The organism is Methanosaeta sp. UBA458 (genome assembly GCF_002496085.1).
Classification (GTDB): Archaea; Halobacteriota; Methanosarcinia; order Methanotrichales; family Methanotrichaceae; genus Methanothrix; species Methanothrix soehngenii.
In genome coordinates, this window is sequence record NZ_DAIK01000170.1 from 1 (window position 1) to 16,867 (window position 16,867).

At 50.0% G+C, this 16,867-nt stretch carries 20 protein-coding genes; 16 read left to right on the plus strand and 4 right to left on the minus strand.

Features of this window, described 5'->3' with window-relative positions; translation table 11 throughout:
* The first annotated feature begins 160 nt into the window (after positions 1-160).
* The 9 genes from BP822_RS12455 (at position 161) to BP822_RS12495 (ending at position 6,865) form a co-directional block, all read left to right on the plus strand.
* Positions 161-910 (plus strand): SDR family NAD(P)-dependent oxidoreductase, encoded by a 750-nt coding sequence (locus tag BP822_RS12455; RefSeq protein ID WP_013718422.1) that lies wholly within the window; start codon positions 161-163, stop codon positions 908-910.
* A gap of 419 nt (positions 911-1,329) precedes the next feature.
* Positions 1,330-2,532 carry a M28 family peptidase gene (locus tag BP822_RS12460; protein ID WP_013718421.1) on the plus strand — a complete coding sequence of 401 codons (1,203 nt, stop codon included), beginning with the start codon at positions 1,330-1,332 and terminating at the stop codon, positions 2,530-2,532.
* 24 nt (positions 2,533-2,556) lie between these two features.
* Entirely contained in the window at positions 2,557-3,336 is a 780-nt protein-coding gene (locus tag BP822_RS12465) for an alpha/beta fold hydrolase (RefSeq protein ID WP_013718420.1), read from the plus strand.
* Between the two features lie 160 nt (positions 3,337-3,496).
* Entirely contained in the window at positions 3,497-4,135 is a 639-nt protein-coding gene (locus BP822_RS12470; RefSeq protein ID WP_013718419.1) for a class I SAM-dependent DNA methyltransferase, read from the plus strand.
* A 30-nt stretch (positions 4,136-4,165) separates the two neighbouring features.
* Entirely contained in the window at positions 4,166-4,498 is a 333-nt protein-coding gene (locus BP822_RS12475) for a DMT family transporter (protein WP_013718418.1), read from the plus strand.
* 36 nt (positions 4,499-4,534) lie between these two features.
* Positions 4,535-4,918 carry a DJ-1/PfpI family protein gene (locus BP822_RS12480; protein ID WP_013718417.1) on the plus strand — a complete coding sequence of 128 codons (384 nt, stop codon included), beginning with the start codon at positions 4,535-4,537 and terminating at the stop codon, positions 4,916-4,918.
* 306 nt (positions 4,919-5,224) lie between these two features.
* Positions 5,225-5,704: a methyltransferase family protein gene (locus tag BP822_RS12485; RefSeq protein ID WP_013718416.1), complete on the plus strand. Its 480-nt coding sequence runs from the start codon at positions 5,225-5,227 to the stop codon at positions 5,702-5,704.
* Positions 5,705-5,753: 49 nt separating this feature from the next.
* On the plus strand, positions 5,754-6,365 hold the full coding sequence (locus BP822_RS12490; RefSeq protein ID WP_269798828.1) for a GNAT family N-acetyltransferase: 612 nt from the start codon (positions 5,754-5,756) through the stop codon (positions 6,363-6,365).
* A complete protein-coding gene (locus tag BP822_RS12495; protein ID WP_013718414.1) occupies positions 6,353-6,865 on the plus strand; it encodes a GNAT family N-acetyltransferase in 513 nt (170 codons plus the stop codon). The genes BP822_RS12490 and BP822_RS12495 overlap by 13 nt, the downstream gene beginning before the upstream one ends.
* Positions 6,866-6,894: 29 nt before the next feature.
* Here the strand turns inward: BP822_RS12495 and BP822_RS12500 are convergent, their stop codons facing one another.
* Positions 6,895-7,446 carry a GNAT family N-acetyltransferase gene (locus tag BP822_RS12500; RefSeq protein ID WP_013718413.1) on the minus strand — a complete coding sequence of 184 codons (552 nt, stop codon included), beginning with the start codon at positions 7,444-7,446 and terminating at the stop codon, positions 6,895-6,897.
* A gap of 156 nt (positions 7,447-7,602) precedes the next feature.
* Between BP822_RS12500 and BP822_RS12505 the strand changes: the two genes are divergently transcribed.
* Positions 7,603-8,130 (plus strand): imidazoleglycerol-phosphate dehydratase, encoded by a 528-nt coding sequence (locus BP822_RS12505; protein WP_013718412.1) that lies wholly within the window; start codon positions 7,603-7,605, stop codon positions 8,128-8,130.
* A gap of 51 nt (positions 8,131-8,181) precedes the next feature.
* Here the strand turns inward: BP822_RS12505 and BP822_RS12510 are convergent, their stop codons facing one another.
* Positions 8,182-11,106 carry an S-layer protein domain-containing protein gene (locus BP822_RS12510; RefSeq protein ID WP_162144987.1) on the minus strand — a complete coding sequence of 975 codons (2,925 nt, stop codon included), beginning with the start codon at positions 11,104-11,106 and terminating at the stop codon, positions 8,182-8,184.
* A 66-nt stretch (positions 11,107-11,172) separates the two neighbouring features.
* Here BP822_RS12510 and cfbC point away from each other — a divergent pair, with 66 nt between their 5' ends.
* The 3 genes from cfbC (at position 11,173) to BP822_RS12525 (ending at position 13,921) form a co-directional block, all read left to right on the plus strand.
* Complete coding sequence (gene cfbC / locus BP822_RS12515) at positions 11,173-11,988, plus strand: Ni-sirohydrochlorin a,c-diamide reductive cyclase ATP-dependent reductase subunit (RefSeq protein ID WP_013718410.1); 816 nt, start codon at positions 11,173-11,175, stop codon at positions 11,986-11,988.
* Between the two features lie 35 nt (positions 11,989-12,023).
* On the plus strand, positions 12,024-13,424 hold the full coding sequence (gene cfbB, locus BP822_RS12520) for a Ni-sirohydrochlorin a,c-diamide synthase (protein ID WP_286857228.1): 1,401 nt from the start codon (positions 12,024-12,026) through the stop codon (positions 13,422-13,424).
* Positions 13,425-13,516: 92 nt separating this feature from the next.
* Positions 13,517-13,921 carry a pyridoxamine 5'-phosphate oxidase family protein gene (locus BP822_RS12525; protein ID WP_048131704.1) on the plus strand — a complete coding sequence of 135 codons (405 nt, stop codon included), beginning with the start codon at positions 13,517-13,519 and terminating at the stop codon, positions 13,919-13,921.
* 37 nt (positions 13,922-13,958) lie between these two features.
* Here the strand turns inward: BP822_RS12525 and BP822_RS12530 are convergent, their stop codons facing one another.
* Positions 13,959-14,840 carry an SDH family Clp fold serine proteinase gene (locus BP822_RS12530; RefSeq protein ID WP_013718407.1) on the minus strand — a complete coding sequence of 294 codons (882 nt, stop codon included), beginning with the start codon at positions 14,838-14,840 and terminating at the stop codon, positions 13,959-13,961.
* A gap of 9 nt (positions 14,841-14,849) precedes the next feature.
* On the minus strand, positions 14,850-14,993 hold the full coding sequence (locus BP822_RS12535) for a hypothetical protein (protein ID WP_157863630.1): 144 nt from the start codon (positions 14,991-14,993) through the stop codon (positions 14,850-14,852).
* Positions 14,994-15,213: 220 nt separating this feature from the next.
* On the opposite strand from BP822_RS12535, the gene BP822_RS12545 reads away from it, so the two are divergent.
* From BP822_RS12545 to BP822_RS12555, 3 genes are all read left to right on the plus strand, one after another.
* Positions 15,214-15,717, plus strand: a complete 504-nt coding sequence (locus BP822_RS12545) for a hypothetical protein (RefSeq protein WP_273466580.1) — start codon at positions 15,214-15,216, stop codon at positions 15,715-15,717.
* Positions 15,718-15,839: 122 nt separating this feature from the next.
* A complete protein-coding gene (locus BP822_RS12550; protein ID WP_013718405.1) occupies positions 15,840-16,307 on the plus strand; it encodes a hypothetical protein in 468 nt (155 codons plus the stop codon).
* Positions 16,308-16,511: 204 nt separating this feature from the next.
* Positions 16,512-16,850, plus strand: a complete 339-nt coding sequence (locus BP822_RS12555) for a ferritin family protein (protein ID WP_013718404.1) — start codon at positions 16,512-16,514, stop codon at positions 16,848-16,850.
* The last annotated feature ends 17 nt before the right edge of the window (positions 16,851-16,867 follow it).

Sequence of the window (16,867 nt, forward strand, 5' to 3'; positions counted from 1 at the left end):
TGAAATCAGCATCGCCAGACCACCGGCATCCAGCGTCCAGCTGCAGGAGCTGTTCCTCGGGAGACCATCTCTTCTTTTCCGGTCTTGGGCAGTACATAGCATTAAATGCTGCTATGCTATTTTGGAACTGATACACTAGAATTTGGTTTAAGGTGGAACGATGGAGTTCGACGGCAAAGTAGCAATAGTGACCGGTGGGTCAACCGGCTTGGGGGAGACTATAGCCGAGGAGTTATTTAAACGAGGTGCCAGGGTAGTGATTGCCGCCCGTCATGAAGAGCAGGCACGAGTGGTGAGTGACGGACTTGACCCTACCGGCAAGCGCGTCTATGTATGTAAGACAGATGTTAGAGATCCCCGCTCTGTCAAGAACCTGATCGACACTACTCTGGAACGCTTCGGTGCATTGCACCTCGCCGTCAATAATGCAGGTATTACAGGACCTGGAGGCATCACAATCCCCGATTATGACATTTGTGATTGGCACGATGTAATAGAGACGGATCTTACAGGGGTGTTCTTTTGTCTCAAATACGAGATTCCGGCAATTCTCAGCAGCGGTGGAGGGGCCATTGTGAACATGTCTTCCGGGAATGGCGTTGTTGGTCTGGCCGGGCTCGCTCCCTACACGGCTGCCAAGCACGGCGTCATTGGCCTGACCCGCTCGGCCGCGCTCGAGTTCGCAGACAAGGGCCTGAGGATAAATGCTGTTGGGCCCGGTTATGTTGACACTCCAAAAATGCGTGAAACGCCCAAAGAAATCCTCACTCAATTCGCTGCATCGCACCCAATGGGCCGGCTAGCAGAGCGGAGAGAAGTGGCCTATTTGGTAGCATTCCTGCTCTCTGACCAAAGCACATTCTCGACCGGGGGATTCTATCCCGTGGACGGCGGCTATACGGCGCAATGAAGTGGCTTTGATTGGGCTGTCTCTCATGAGCATATGGTATCAAGAGGTACCTTCAAGCAGAGGGTGAATTATCCCCCCCTGTATGATTACCTGTATGATTATCTTCGCAGTGCTCAGATCGACTTGAAATAGCCTTAAGCCAGTCTCATCTCAGTTCTCCGGAGTGTTCAAGAAACGCTCTTTCGCCATCCTCGAAGGGTAGGGCACTCTGCGATCTATGTAGCTAAGCGGTGAATAAAAAAAACAAGCGTTTCGCAGGGCGTGTGTCTGGCAACGGATATAGATGTTGGGAATCTGCGTTCCCTATGAGGCGTTAACCTCTCCTTGCGAAACCGTCGTTTCCATTTAAGCGTCCATTAGACCATTGAAGTCGTTTGAGACGGCAATAGAAGGAACGGATTGATCTGGGAGAAAATAAAATGAACAAGGATAATTATACTGCAAAAGCTCGGTTCTACCTCGATTTCTTATGCAATGTGAAACCGAATAGGCGGACGGGATCATTGGGAAATCGTGACGCAACGGATTTCTTTGCAAATACCGTCCGTGCCTATGGATATGAAGTTGATGCCACTCCTTTTGAGTGCCTGGACCATATATGTAATGGCGCAATATTGTCCCAGGAAGAAGCTTACGAGGTCTATGCAAGTCCCTATACAATGGGCTGCGATGCCCTGGCGGAACTGATCGCCGTCTCAACGATAGAAGAGCTGGAAAACATCGACTGCGAGGGAAAAATTCTGCTGATTAAGGGCGCAATATGCAAAGAGCAGTTGATGCCGAAGAATTTCGTCTTCTACAATCCAGAGCATCACCAAAAGATAATTGCCCTTTTGGAGAGCCGCAAGCCAGCGGGAATAATCACCGCTACCGAGAAAAAACCGGAACAGGCTGGGGCGTTATACCCATTTCCGCTAATCGTCGACGGAGATTTCGATATCCCAAGCGTTTACTGTAAGGATATCGTGGGAGACATCCTGGCGATAACGCATGGTCTATTTCGGCTTAAGATCGATGCCATCCGGATTTCATCGAGGGCTACAAACATAATTGCCCGGCTAAACTCCAATGCACCGAGAAAGGTTGTTATCACTGCACACATCGATGCATACGAAGGCTCCCCCGGTGCTTCAGACAACGCATCTGGCATAATCGTATTGCTCCTTTGTGCGCAGATGCTATCTGACTATCGTGGAGAGAACTGCATTGAAATCGTCGCTTTAAATGGCGAAGACCACTATAGTGCGGGCGGCCAGATGGATTATCTGAAGCGATACGGAACTGAAATGCCCAAAATCATGCTTGCCATTAACATCGATGATGTTGGCTATAAAATTGGGAGAACAGCATACTCATTCTACGAATGCCCTCTTTCGCTTGAGAAGAAGGCTGAAGATGTCTTTTTGCGATTCAATAGCCTAGCGTCTGGCGAGCAATGGTTTAATGGAGATCATATGATTTTCGCGCAGAATCAGGTTCCATCCATGGCCTTCACGTCTGAGCGTATGGCCGACCTGATGAAGACTGTGACCCACACCTCCCTGGATACGCCTGATCTCATTGACTGCTATAAGCTGGTTGAGGTTGCAGAGTCACTGAACGCATTAGTGAGATCGATTTAAGAAGGGATTGGAAAGGAATCAGAAATGAAATGCTTTAATCACTTGAATGGACAGCATTTGCAGATTGAAGATGCCCGTATCTACTTTGAGACTGCAGGAAATCCAAATGGCCAGCCTCTTTTGCTGCTTCATGGTGGCCTTGGTTCTATAATTGACTTCAATGGCATTCTCGAAAGACTTCCATCGCAATTTAGCTTTATCGGTATCGACCTTCGTGGACACGGAAGGTCCACAACAGGATCGGCGAGATTGAGCTACGCACGATATCAGTCGGATGTCGAAGCTGTATTGACTTACCTGAACATCTCTTCTGTTTCAATCATCGGATTTAGTGATGGCGGCATCGTCGGCTATCGGATGGCCGCGGAGGAGAACTCGAAGGTACAAAAGCTCGTTACATTAGGCGCCCAGTGGCGCCTCAAAGAAGATGATCCCTCATTCTCTATGCTGGCTGGTCTGACCGCTGATATGTGGATGGAGATGTTTCCCGATTCCGTGAGGTACTATGAAAAAGTAAATCCCAATCCTGATTTCAATGCCCTGGTGAAAAAGGTTGTGGGACTATGGACGGACTTAGGGCCAACCGGCTATCCAGGAGAAGCGGTTCAGATTATCAAATGCCCTCTGCTGATTGTTCGTGGTGATGACGACGAGCTGCTCTCTTTGAGAGAGGCGGGCGAACTGCGCAGCCTTGTCAAAGGCTCGGGACTGCTCAATATTCCGTTTGCAGGCCATGAGGTTCACAAGGATTCGCCCGATATCTTCGCCATTGCGGCAGATGATTTCCTCACACAGCCTCGTTAAAGGCAAAGCGAAACCCAATCAAGCGCTTGAGCCTACATGATCTGCCTCTTGCAGTATTTCATAAGAGCAAAGAAAGACGGATATGACCAAAGTACTGCGAGATGCCATGCGTTCACATGCCGCAATGCCTAAATTGTCGGCATGCGAGGAAGAGAACACAATGAGCGCTGAAAAGCGGGACTTCGATAAAGAGGCAGCCAAATGGGACGAAAATCCAGCAAGGTCCAAGCTGGCGGATGACATCGTCCGTGCGATATCAGAACAGATCGACCTGACGGATGACATGGATGTCATGGACTTCGGCTGCGGCACTGGGCTGCTGGCTCTCCGGCTGCAACCAATTGTCCGTTCAGTCACAGGGGTCGACAGCTCGAAGGGGATGCTCGACATATTCAATGAGAAGATCGCCAAACAAAAGGTGGATAACGTCAGCACCGTGCTTGTCGATCTGGATAAGGGCGATCCTTTGAGGGGCAATTACGATCTCGTTGTGAGCAATATGACCCTTCACCATATAAAGGAGATAGGGCCCCTTCTGGCTCAGCTTTATGAGGTCATAGCCCCAGGCAGCTATCTGTGCATTTCCGATCTGGACCTGGATGGCGGCCAATTTCATGAGGATAACACGGGCGTGTTTCATTTCGGATTTGATCGGGCGGCTCTGCAAGAGGATTTCTTGAAAGTGGGATTTGATGATGTTCATAGTATTAATGCAGCAGAAATGGCAAAGCCGAGCATTACTGGAGAGATGAGGCGGTTCTCCATATTTCTCATGATCGGCCGGAAGAGATCCGATTGAATACCAAGATAGGCGGGAGGATATCACAGGATGCAGTGGCTATTCTTGTTCCTGGCAATAATCGGGGAAGTTATCGGGACATCTGCGTTAAAAGCATCAGACGGGTTTACAAAAATCGTTCCATCGATAATAGTCGTTGCAGGCTATGCAGTAGCCTTTTTCTTTCTTTCCTTAACCCTAAAGGATAACATAAATATTGGCGTCGTGTATGCAATATGGTCCGGTGTAGGTGTCTCATTAATTTCGGTTATAGGCTATTTATATTATAAGCAATCATTGGATATCCCAGCTCTTCTTGGAATTGCATTGATAATTATAGGTGTCATGATAATAAACCTGTACTCAAAAAGTGTGATGCACTAAAGCAGAACCTTCAGAGGCTTGAAATGGGGATCATAAATGAGACCGCAAGAAGTACATCTCTTCGTATTCGACAATCTATCTGATTGGGAAGCAAGCTATGCGATAGCGGGGATAAACAATCCTCAGTTTCAGAAAAAATCGGGAATCTACCGGATCCGGAGCGTGGCGATAACAAGAGCGCCGGTGGTGAGCACGGGTGGGATTCGCATTCAGCCCGACCTGGCTCTTGATGAGCTTTCGCAAAGGGACAGCGCCATGCTAATACTGCCTGGCGGCATCGCCTGGGATGAGGGCAAGAACCGTGAGGCAATCGAAGTTGCCCGCGTGTTCCTCGACTCCAGAGTGCCTGTGGCAGCGATTTGCGGCGCCACCGCGGGCCTTGCTCATGGGGGCTTGCTCGATTGCCGCCGCCATTTGTAAAGGCGGCAAATGAATCGCAGAACAATCCCGCCGACTCGATGTAGTCACTGCTGAATGGATGTTGTGAGTGCGAAGACCGCCGGAAGTGCAGTCTCCTCGATCGGCTGCGCCATGTCCATCCGAATCTGGACCATCACCTCGACCTTATCGCTGAAATGGGGCCTGAGCAGTGTTTCAAGAAGGGGGGAGAGCATATATGTGTGGCGGATCAAAGGAGATATCGAGCCAGTCGCTTCAGGGGACGCAGAAGCACTCTGCTGACTCGCGATCAAGGTCGCTAATAGCATCTTCGAGGAGACACCAAATATGGAAAAGAAGCCCACGAACTTCAGTAAGATTTTCGGCATTGGTCCAGTTGGATTGTTGATTAGCCTTGTACTTCTTTTCATTGCCATTTGGGTCAACAGGCAAATTGATCTTCCTCCCCTATCGAATAATCAGTCTCTTTTGAATTCAGCATTCTTCATCTCCTGTCTCATGACACTGGCCATCATCGTCTGGAGCTTTAAATCGTTACCCGCGGCTGACAGAGGCAATAAGCTCTGCACAACAGGAGCATTCAAGTATGTCCGCCACCCCCTCTACGCCGCATCCTTATCAGTATTCGACTTTGGATTGGCCATCTATCTAAATAGTCACATTTTTATTTTTTGGGCTGTGCTCCTGCATCCCATATGGCAATACCTTGTGGAGAATGAGGAGAATATGATGATTGATATTTTCGGAGAGGAGTACATTGAGTATCAGAAGAAGACAGGGCGATTCTTGCCAAAACTAATGGGATAGGGGATAATAGATCTTGTCTCTTCGTCAATGGAGGCTTCCAAGGAAATTCTTGAAAAGCAGGCACAGTCCATTGAGCTATCAAGACGAGGCGATGAGCAATTGTGATGCAAGCCATTCGCTCCACCGGGTGCGCACTGCCTGCCAGACGCATGGCGGGGGCTGGGAGAAATGCATGGTCATATTCATAGATAGAGCAAGCCCTGGCGATGCCAACGAAGTTTTGGCGTTGCAGAAGCTGGCATATCAGAGCGAAGCAGAATTGAATGGCGACTGGACAATCCCTCCTCTCACCCAAACTCTTTCTGAGATCCAGTCGGAGTATGAGACCAAGGTCTTTCTGAAGGCGGTTTGTGTGGACAAAATCATCGGTTCAGTGAGAGCATCCCAGAATTCTGGCACCTGCCAGGTTGGCAGGCTCATCGTTCACCCCGATTATCAGGGAAGAGGGATCGGCACTCTGCTCATGAAACGGATAGAGGAGGCCTTTTCCTGTGCAGAGAGATTCGAGCTTTTTACGAGCACGAAGAGCACCAGCAATATCCGGCTCTACCGAAGAATGGGATATCAGGAGTTATACGAAGAGGATTTGTCGCCCAACGTCAGGCTCGTGTTCATGGAGAAACGCCGATGTTATGAGGAGACAAGAGTATGGAACACCTGATAAACATCATGAAACCGGAAGACTGGGAGCAAGTCCGTTCGATCTACCTGGAAGGCATCATCACCGGCAATTCCACCTTTGAGGCAGATGCTCTCGATTGGGATAAATGGAACTGCGCCCACTTGCGGGAGCACCGATTAGTGGTCAGATATGGCGATAGTGTTATTGCATGGGCAGCACTCAGTCCCGTCTCCACCCGCTGTATCTACTCCGGTGTTGCGGAGCTAAGCATTTACGTGGCGGCCAAGCATAGAGGTAAAGGCATAGGTTCAACCCTGCTGAAGGCAATCATAAGCTCAACCGAAGAGGCTGGGCTATGGACTCTGCAAGGGGGCATTTTCCCCGAGAATACGCAAAGCCTAAGCCTCTTGAAAAAGCACGGCTTCAAGGAGGTTGGAAGGCGTGAAAGGATTGGAAAGACGACCTACGGCGATTTTGCTGGAAACTGGCGAGATGTGATATTGGTGGAACGGCGGAGCGCCGTGGCAGGTATAGAATGATAAGACCTCAAGACTCTGCCATCAATCGCTCATTTCGAGAAATACTTCCAGTCTCTTCTCAGCAGGGCAAAAACCACCTGGTCATGGAAGCTTCCCTGAGTAAATTCATATTCTCTTAAAAGCCCCTCTGGCCTAAAGCCCAGTCTCTTGAGGGTATTAAGAGACCTGTTGTTTCCCACTGTTACAAAGGCCTCGATTCGGTTGAATCCTCGCTCTTCAAAACAATGGTTAATAACAGCTTTCATCACTTCCTGTATGGCACCCTGTCCCCAATATCGCCTGCCCAATTCATAGCCAATTTCAGCGCGCCGGTGCTCTGCTTTAACGTTATGGTAACCACAGCTGCCCTGAACAACTCCACTTTTTTTATCAACAATGGCCCAACGCCTACCTTCACCCCTCTCCGGCAGGCTATTTAGCAAATCAACCATCTGTTTGGTCTCTTCGATATTTTTGAAAGATACGTTCATATATTTTGTTACCACATCGTCTGACCAATAGCTGTGCAGCGTTTCTAAATCGGCTGCGCCTATCTCGCGAAGGGCAAAGCGTGTGGTTTCCAGTTCGTTAGATCTGTTCATATTTTCGCCTCTACTCTGGCAAGAGGAAGAGCTAAGATGATATCGATTAAAAACCTATTCTTGAATCTCTTTCTCAAACGAACTCCTTTTGCACGACTTTTGGGTCTTCATCCTCCGGATCGACGAGCTTAAGTTTTAAGGGGAGAGAGGAGTGTCATGCTGCAGTTGAGTAGGAGAGAGACGAAAGAGACATGCATCGATGTAGTCCTGGAGACGGAAGGCTCAGGCAGGATAGATGTCGAAACGGAAATTGAGCTTTTGGACATGATCTTGACCTCTTTGGGGAAAGGAGCTAATTTCGATCTGAGGATCAAGGCCAGGGGAGATTCTGTTACCGGCGACCACCACACCATTGAGGACACGGGAATCACCCTGGGAAAGGCGATTGCTCAGGCAAAAAAAAGCGGCATTGGCAGCTCAACTGTGCCTTCGAGCACTGCCCTGGCAGTGGCCGCAGTTCGTTTCGGCGAGACCGGATACCGGGGCGAGTTCAGCTTTAAGAGCGAGAGCGCAGGAGGCATGACTCTGGAGAACTTCGGACACTTCCTACGCGCTCTGGCTTACAATGGAGGTTTCACCCTGGTCATCAGCGCTGAAGGTGGGGATGATATGAGCAAGATCGAGGCCATGAGCACCGCGTTAGGCAGAGCGATCAGAAGGGCCTGGAAAGACTCTGAAAAATAATATCGAATTGCAGAAAAAGAATAACCAGGGAGGCCTGCCCTGGTATCTTGCCTAGCTCTTGCTCCTCAGATAGAAAGCAAGGGCAATAGCCAGAAGAAATGTGGCATAACCAGGACCATTGCTCTTCTTGGCTTTATCCGCAGCACCTTCTCCAGCAAGAACGGTTATGGTGCCGTTGGTGATATCCTCCGGCTCAAAACCGCTCCATCCAGTTACATTGATATCGATTATCTCATTCGGCTCAATCGCTTTAAAGCTCAATTCCGCCTTGCTGCAGTTGGCAGGGAAGGTGATTCTCATCAAATCCTTGGCTTCCTCAAGCTGCCAGGAGGGGCTGCAATTGCCCGAGATGCCCAGAGCCTGAGCATTGTTTGAATCGTATGTCAAATTGATCCATCTTTCCACAGAGGATGAAGGAATCTCGACTGGAATGGAGGCAGTCTCACCCGCAGAAATTTCTGCTGAGCCCAGGGATATGCCGCGCATGGGGGCGCGAGAGACATTGAAGAAATCGCCCATTGTCTGAATAGCATTGACAGCATTCTCTATCCTCACCCTCAGCTCATACCGGCCGGGTTCTGCTCCTGCCACTCTCACATGAGGCTCAAGAGAGTCAATCGTACCATGCAAGGTATGATTTTTGGCGCTGGGGTCCAGTCTGCCGTTAACAATATCCTGGAACCTCAGAGTGCTCAGATCGAGCTCGATCTTGATAAAATTCCTCCTGATGGTCTCATTGGCCAGCATTGAATCGTAATCTGAGGTGACGTTCAGCTTCTCATACTCGCTTCTGGACACATAGTAGATTGAATCGCTTTTCAGTATCCTGCCGATCCTCCCAGCGGAATTGAAGTATACCCCCACCTGCTCTTCTGGAGAGGACTGATTCAAGCGCAGCAATGCTGGCACCAGATTTTCCCCCACGTCCATAATCCGGCCATTATCGTCGCTGAGCTGAAGGGTTGTAGCATTCCAAACCCAGTTATACATCCAGAACTCGCCCGATCCCTGGCCGAAGTTTGTGATATCTCTGGAAAAGACCGTCCGGTTTGAGGAGTCTACAATCTCCACAGTGACCTCTCTTATCTCTGCCGCCTGCTCAATCATGGTGAAGCTAGCCGGGGTCTTTGAGGTCACATTGTCTGGCACAATTATGGTTGGAGGGCTTGGAGATGGCACGATATATTCTTGAGTATAAAGATAGTACCGCAGGGTATCGTTGTCTGCCACCCGGATATTCATCATTGGAGCCAAGGAGACGGTCGAGTCGCGGTTCAAATTGATATAGTCATCGTTGACCATCCATATGCCACGTGGATCGACGTTCACAATCTGCATCTCTCCAATGCCATTGCCCTCCTCCACATGAATGATAAATTGATCAGATATCTGGAAGATGGCATCGATGGTGGCAAAACCCTTGGATATGTTGTTGAAAACATTGTCTACGTGTACCATTATGATCGGCAGGTCGTCGACATCGCCCAGATCTTTCTCATAGATATAGGTGGAGTTGGATCTTACCACAGAGCCTTCAATCGATGCTCCATCCTTCAGAAGCTCCAGGAAAATGCTATCGTTTTCCAGGTCGCGAATACGGATTTCATAGCCTTCCTGCAGAGAATAGTTGCCAACAAATGCGACACCCTGGTACTCTTCATCGATGAGCACTCTGCCCAGATACTCCTTCTCCAGCAAGCTCTTTGAGGCTTTTGTGCCCGCCAGGCTGCTGTCGTATCCTGCAAACCATTGCATCCCCAGGAAATTTATAACTAAATAGTATCCCCAGGGCTTGAACTCAAATTCCTTGGGCTCAAGGAGCGTGGTATACTGGAAGCCCTTCTGAAATGCAGTATTATTCTCTTCATACACAACAGGATTGGATGGCGGAGATACCCTCCTGTCCTGGACGGAATAGAGAACCAGGGTCTCATCCCCCAGCATATCCTCTGGATCAAAATAAAATCCGCTGTAATTCAATGATTTCCATCTGGCGGTGACAGAAGAATCATAATCTCCCAGCTTCACTGGGATTTGAGTGCTGGCACTGAATGCTGGTCCTCTTATCTCTTGGATCCCGTATTCGAAGATTATGCCCACAGGATAATATATAAGCGTAGGCTGATCGAGGACGACCAAAAGCAGATACTGGGTTAAAAATACCGATGAGTCTCTCTTAAGGTTTATATCAACGGCATTTCGAAATTCCAGACCCTCCTCGGATAGATCTTCAAGCTTCATATTTCCCAGGATTCCTCCCTCGACGAGCTTGGCGATGGGACTGTCACTGGTCTGGAAGATGCCGTTCACCTCGGCAAATCCACCGTCTTCGCTGCCCATGGCATTGGCCAGATGGACCAGGATGACAGGTACATCACCCATTTTATAGACGAAGTCCTCGCCAATGCTCACCACTGAGTCGTAGACGCGCTTTTCATTTTTATAGAGAGCGAAATTCACAACGTCGTTCTTCTCAGAGATCCCACCCAAGGTCAGGGAATAGCCCTGAGCGAGAGGAAGAGTCGTATTATAGGTCAGAGTATATTCGGTATCCTCGTCTCTTAATATCTCCCTAAGCTCTCCTTTGGCCAGGGAGCTGACCTCATCGGTAAAAGAACTATCAGGATAGCTGGCCAGATAGAGCTTGCCAAATAGCGCTAAAACCTCATAGGACCCCCAGGGAGCATAATCAAAATGCTTCGACCATGGCCTGGAGAGATAGGTGATATCGCCTTTTTTCGCTGTTCTTCCAACCACATCTTTTACCTGGAGCTCTTCTCCACCTGCGTCCTCATCCAGATCATAATAGAACCAGCCGAAGTCGTTCGCTCGCCAAGTTCCATCGCCGTAGCTGAGATTGCCTCGAACGGTAGCAAACTCTGCTGCGTCCTGTGCCCATGCACCGCAAAAAAGGCTGATACTTATTGCTGCAGCCAGAAGCGCAACTATGAAACAGATCTTTTTTATTTCATTCACCTCTCTGTGAACCTGTCCTGGATAAGCTGTATATCCTATGGCAAACCACAAACCAACCGGAGTAAGATGTCATCTATTAAACACGTTGCGATATATGGCAAAGGCGGTATCGGCAAGTCGTGCACTGCCTCGAACATCGCTGCTGCCTGTGCCGAGGAAGGCCACAAGGTTTTAATGGTGGGCTGCGATCCGAAGAGCGACTCAAGCATCACCCTCATAGGAAGGAGAATTCCCACGATGATGGACCTCATCCTCAAGGGAGGAGAGTTCAAAGAGGAGGATGTGGTCCATCAGGGCTTCAGAGGAGTCAGGTGCATTGAGGTGGGCGGGCCCGAGCCAGGCGTGGGATGCGCGGGACGGGGCATAATCGTTGCCATTGATTTTTTGCGGAAGGTATCAAAAGCGATGGAGGAGGTGGATCTGGTGCTCTATGATGTGCCAGGGGACATCGTCTGCGGGGGATTCTCCGCTCCCATCAGGAAAGGGCTGGTGAGCCAGGCCTACATCATAACCTCAGGGGAGTACATGCCCCTTTATGCGGCGAACAATATCAGCAAAGGCCTCCTGCGATTGAATACCCCTCTTGCAGGGGTGATATGCAACTCTCGCGAGGCAGCTGGAGAAAGAGAGCGCGAGATAGTCAACCAGTTTGCCCAGGAGCTGAACAGCCGGATGGTGGCCTTCATTCCCAAGGAGCCGATAGTCCAGCAGTGCGAGAGGAGGACGGTGACTGTGATCGAGGGCGCGCCCGATTCGAAGATCGCCGCTGTCTACCGGGCCCTGGCAAGGGAGATCATGTCCGGCGGAGAGGCCAGGATCCCTGAACCTCTTAGCGATGAGAGGCTGAGAGAGCTCTCCCGCGATCTGGGCTCTGAGGAGTGAAAAGAAGAAGCAAAAGCAAGGGAGAGTGGCTTGAGATGGGCATAAAAATGAGGGCAGACTGTCCCCGTATCCTCTTAGCAGGGGACAGAAGCTCCAGCGGCAAGACGACCATAGTAGCGGGCTTGCTCTCCGCCTTGCGGGGCCGGAATCTGAAGGTTCAACCCTTCAAGGTGGCCATGGACTATATCGATCCCAGCTATCATACCTGGATCACAGGCCGAAGCTGCCGCAATCTGGATGGCTATCTGATGAACGAAGCTGCCGTCCGCGAGATCTATGCCCATGCTGCGCAGGGGGCGGATGTGGCGGTGATCGAGGGGGTGCGTGGCCTTTACGAGGGATATGAGGGCGATCTCGGCTCGACCGCTCAGATTGCCAAGATGCTCCGAGTGCCGGTCATCTTCGTGGTGGACGCGCGCAGCATCACCCGCAGCTGTGCTGCCCTGGTCAAGGGGTATATGGACTACGATCCTGCCGTTCAGTTCCGGGGGGTGATACTGAACAAAGTAGGCTCTGCAAGGCATGCGGACAAGGCGACTAGGGAGATCGAACGCTATGCAAAGGTGGAGGTGGTGGGCACTATCCGGCGCAATGAGGATATGCACCTGGCCATGCGCCATCTGGGCCTGGTGCCGGTTATGGAGGGGAAGACCCGCCACGAGGGCTTCAAGGAGAGGGTGGACCGCATCCGGCAGATCGTGGAGGAAGGCCTGGATCTGGATAGAATCAGGGAGATAGCCCGCGAAGCCGAGCCCTTGCCCGAGGTAGAACCAGACCTTTATCTGAAAAACGATTCCGGCAAGGATCTCTCCATAGGCGTCGCTCAGGACGAGGCCTTCAACTTCTATTACCGCGACAACCTGGAGCTGATGGAGCTGGCTGGAGCGAGGATAGTCCCCTTCAGCCCGGTGCATGACGCTTCTCTGCCAGAGGTAGACGGGATCTACATAGGCGGGGGGTATCCAGAGATTTATGCTCGCGAGCTGTCCGAAAACCAGAGCTTCATCAGCTCGATCCAAAAGGCGCACGAAAAGGATATCCCCATTTTTGGGGAGTGCGGCGGGCTGATGTACCTGGGCAGGGAGATCGAGTGGGATGGAGAACGCAGGGAGATGGCGGGCCTTATTCCAGGAAAAGCCAGAAGGGGGGCCAGGCGTACAGTTAGCTATGTGCACGGTCATCTGGCCCAAGCCTCGCCTCTGGGAAGAGCGGGCGAGTACATCATGGGCCATGAGTTCCATCATTCGGAGATGCTGATCGATCCGAAGGCAAGGGTGGAGTATGCCATTCGGCTGGAGCGTGGCACGGGAATTGCAGATGGTTTGGATGGCATTCATATAGGAAACCTGGTGGCCAGCTATTCGCATATTCACAGCGCATCCTTTCGAGGGTTTCCGGCCAGCTTCCTCTCTGCCTGCCGGGATAAGCGGCAATGATGGAGAATGAATTAAAAAATTAAATGAGATATAATATTGAAGCTCAGGTATTTATTGAATGCGGACTTCTATTAGCACAAAGGTGAATTATCATGGTTAAAATGCCAGCCGATGTGAAAGAAACCCTGGAGAAGCAAAAGCCGGTTCCTATTGCCACTGCGAGCAAATCGGGAGTCCCGAATGTGGTATTTGTGGGACTGCTCAAGATCATAGATGATGAGACGCTGATGATTGCGGACAACTTCTTCTACAAGACCGCTCAGAACCTGGAGGAGAATCCCAAGATATCAGTCCTGTGCTATAATGGCGAGACCAAGAAGTCCTTCCAGATCAAGGGCACTGTCACAGTCTCCAAGGAGGGAGTGGACTATGAGGCCATGAAATCCTGGGTGCACGGAGTCAACAACAAGCTCCCAGCCAAGGCCTGCGCCATGGTCAAGGTCACTGAGATCTACAACGCTATGTGGGGACCGGCTGCAGGAAAGCAGATAGCTTGAAAATGATGGACTATCCCCCGTCCATCATTGTACTTTTTTACTTCCGATCTCTCACCAGTGGCACGTACTCCACCCCTGGCCGGCTTCTGCCCATTTCCATGCGGTAAAGCTCCATTAGGGAGTATACTTCCTCTGGCACATCGGTCTGCACGCAATCCCCCAGCAAGGCTTTTGCGTCCTCGGCCATGAAGGGATGGTCGTGGGTATATTTTCCGGATACGAACTCATTTATGATCACATCCAGCTTAGAGGAATCACTGCATTTGCCCTCCAGGATCTTCTGCAAGAGCTCTCTCATCTGGGCCAGAGCCTTTCTGGCCTCCTCCACATACACCAGAGTCTTATCATCCATCTCATCGATCTTCTTCTTCTCAGCCACCGCCAGGAGGGATGTGGCGGGGTAAGCACCCTGGGCATCGCCCAATTGCGGATCGACCGGCCCGAGGGCGGCATGTTGGTCCATGATGATCTGATCGGCGGCAAAGGCGATCAGCGTTCCGCCGCTCATGGCATAATGGGGCACAATTACCGTTTTTTTGGCAGGATGGGATTTCAGAGCCATCGCAATCTGGGTGGCGGCCAGAGCCAATCCTCCCGGAGTATGAAGGATGATGTCTATGGGTATATCCTTCTGCGCCCGGCGGATAGCCCTTAAGACCTTCTCGCTGTCCTCGATATCTATGTACCGGGCGAGAGGAATGCCAAGGAAGCTGATCGTCTCCTGGCGGTGGATGAGGGTTATGACCTGGCTGCCTCTGGCTTTGCCCAACCTGGCCAAGACGCGCTTTCTTTCCGCCTGAAGATAGTTCCTCTGGAGCATCGGCACCAGAAAAAGGAGAATGAATATTATTATCCAGGCGTTACTGAGCAGGCTGCTAAAAGCATCCGTGCCAGTCTGAGCTAAAGTCGGATCCATCATTATCAAGGATCAATTGGACTGGATCGTATTTAACTTGTAGGATTGCGAAGGACGAAGCGGGAAGTCCCCATCCTTCAGGGTGGTCTCCCGGACGGTGAGTCCGGGGGAGTTGCGACCCAGTCGCAACAGGATGAATGCGGAGTCTTTTGCCATGATCACTTTCACGCCGCCTTCAAATGATATAAATATTAGGTATGCATATATGTATTCGTTTGATGATCAGCTACAAGTACCCCATATTCCCGAGCAAGATCACTCAGCTAAAGTTAGCAGAGAATCTTGATGCTTGTAGATGGCTCTATAATAGGGGCTCCTCGCTATTTTGTATGGGTAAACTTGAATCGCTGGTTCTCTGTGTCTCGGTGCCTCTGTGGTGAACCGCTATGCATTGACCCAACCACAGAGAAGCAGAGGAACAGAGGCCATATTCTCTGACTTAACTCACCCACATAGTTCAGCGAAGAGCCATAATAGGCTTCTCCAAGACCTGAACGAAGCAAAAGAAAGAGGCATTAAGTTCAAAACCTATGATACTCAGAACATGATCCCATCCCCGAAGCTTGAGAATCCTAAACCAAACCAGGTCTATTCTAAAGTTCTTCAGATGGTGAATTACACTATCTGGTCTAACATCAAAGGCCTCTATGCATCAAAGAATAACGGTCGGAAGATAGGTCATATTCGCTTCAAAGGATATGGATGGTATAACACCCTGAATTACAGCCAATCCGGCTTCAAAATCGATCAAGATCATGGCATATTGCATCTATCCAAAATCGGAGACATGCAGATCAAGATCTATCGAAAGATCGAAGGTTGCATCAAAGCAGTTCTCTGCAATAACCCACAGGCATCTATTTCTTCGATCTCTCACTAATTATACGGCCGCTCCTGGTTGCTCAAAGCCCCTCACGGTAAGATTGATATAGCGCTGCTGGTGAGCATCAATCCCAATGGCTCAAATATATCCGGATTTGTGTATCGGCCACAGGTGGCAGAATGATATTCAATAGAAAATCAAAAGATGGCAGGGTCAAGGCAGAGGTATACATTAACTATGGCGATGAAAATGAAAGTGTCAATGGCCAAAAGAGGATAAAAAAGGCAGAGGTATTGATCAATCCCGGCATGAGCGTTCTGGAAATTCTCAAAATGGTTTCAAATATCGAGTATACTCCGGATGAAAGCGCTACCGGCCACATGGGGTCTATGATAACAGCCATTGACGGCTTTAAAAATGACCTCACTCACTTCTGGCTGTATTATTTGAGAGAGGAGGATGATGGTGGATGGAGGCTGCCCATGGAGACACCTGATTCGGTTTTGATAAAAAAGAACATCATGATTGCCTGGCGGTATCATGATCTGCAAGAAAAGGGGCCTGGCGCGGCCGGCAATCAGGTATTTGGCCCTTTCTACTCCAAGGAATGCATTGCCAGGGTTAAGAGATGCAACCGGCAGTTCTGATGTAATTCTGGAAGAACCTGAGGATCCTCAGGCAAGTTGGTGGCTCTTGCAGGGATGCTATTCCTTTGACCAAAAGGGATTAATTTGGTCAAGCGGTCAACCCAAAAGCTTATTTGCTTTAAAAGAAAATTAAACGGACAGAGATAGATTCATACCCTGGTTGATATAATATCATCTGGACAGTACAAAAAGGAGGAGTTCTAAATGACTGAGTTTGTCAATCCATTCAGCGGAAAGGTGCCTGACCGAAAATTGACTTCAGAGGAATTGATCCGAGCTTTGCGCCTTGATCTGGCTGCAGAGCATGAGGCAGTGCATCTTTACATGGCTCATGCCGAGGCTACAGATAATCCTCTGGTCAAGGAGGTGCTGATAGATATCGCCAATGAGGAGAGGGTTCATGCAGGAGAGTTCTCTCGTCTGCTCCAGATCCTCACCGGGGACGAGGATGAGCTGCTAGCACAGGGGGCAGAAGAGGTAGATGAGATGGCAGGAAAAAAGCCATCCGAAGAGAAGAAAAAGCCTGCTAAGAAAGGCAAGTAAACTACTCCGGCCTAAAG

Bases quoted from the DNA above. Each gene is read 5' to 3' on its own strand.
- BP822_RS12455 (WP_013718422.1), top strand. From the start codon at position 161: ATGGAGTTCGACGGCAAAGTAGCAATAGTGACCGGTGGGTCAACCGGC.
- BP822_RS12460 (WP_013718421.1), top strand. From the start codon at position 1,330: ATGAACAAGGATAATTATACTGCAAAAGCTCGGTTCTACCTCGATTTC.
- BP822_RS12465 (WP_013718420.1), top strand. From the start codon at position 2,557: ATGAAATGCTTTAATCACTTGAATGGACAGCATTTGCAGATTGAAGAT.
- BP822_RS12470 (WP_013718419.1), top strand. From the start codon at position 3,497: ATGAGCGCTGAAAAGCGGGACTTCGATAAAGAGGCAGCCAAATGGGAC.
- BP822_RS12475 (WP_013718418.1), top strand. From the start codon at position 4,166: ATGCAGTGGCTATTCTTGTTCCTGGCAATAATCGGGGAAGTTATCGGG.
- BP822_RS12480 (WP_013718417.1), top strand. From the start codon at position 4,535: ATGAGACCGCAAGAAGTACATCTCTTCGTATTCGACAATCTATCTGAT.
- BP822_RS12485 (WP_013718416.1), top strand. From the start codon at position 5,225: ATGGAAAAGAAGCCCACGAACTTCAGTAAGATTTTCGGCATTGGTCCA.
- BP822_RS12495 (WP_013718414.1), top strand. From the start codon at position 6,353: ATGGAACACCTGATAAACATCATGAAACCGGAAGACTGGGAGCAAGTC.
- BP822_RS12500 (WP_013718413.1), bottom strand. From the start codon at position 7,446: ATGAACAGATCTAACGAACTGGAAACCACACGCTTTGCCCTTCGCGAG.
- BP822_RS12505 (WP_013718412.1), top strand. From the start codon at position 7,603: ATGCTGCAGTTGAGTAGGAGAGAGACGAAAGAGACATGCATCGATGTA.
- cfbC (WP_013718410.1), top strand. From the start codon at position 11,173: ATGTCATCTATTAAACACGTTGCGATATATGGCAAAGGCGGTATCGGC.
- cfbB (WP_286857228.1), top strand. From the start codon at position 12,024: ATGGGCATAAAAATGAGGGCAGACTGTCCCCGTATCCTCTTAGCAGGG.
- BP822_RS12525 (WP_048131704.1), top strand. From the start codon at position 13,517: ATGGTTAAAATGCCAGCCGATGTGAAAGAAACCCTGGAGAAGCAAAAG.
- BP822_RS12530 (WP_013718407.1), bottom strand. From the start codon at position 14,840: ATGATGGATCCGACTTTAGCTCAGACTGGCACGGATGCTTTTAGCAGC.
- BP822_RS12535 (WP_157863630.1), bottom strand. From the start codon at position 14,993: ATGGCAAAAGACTCCGCATTCATCCTGTTGCGACTGGGTCGCAACTCC.
- BP822_RS12550 (WP_013718405.1), top strand. From the start codon at position 15,840: ATGATATTCAATAGAAAATCAAAAGATGGCAGGGTCAAGGCAGAGGTA.
- BP822_RS12555 (WP_013718404.1), top strand. From the start codon at position 16,512: ATGACTGAGTTTGTCAATCCATTCAGCGGAAAGGTGCCTGACCGAAAA.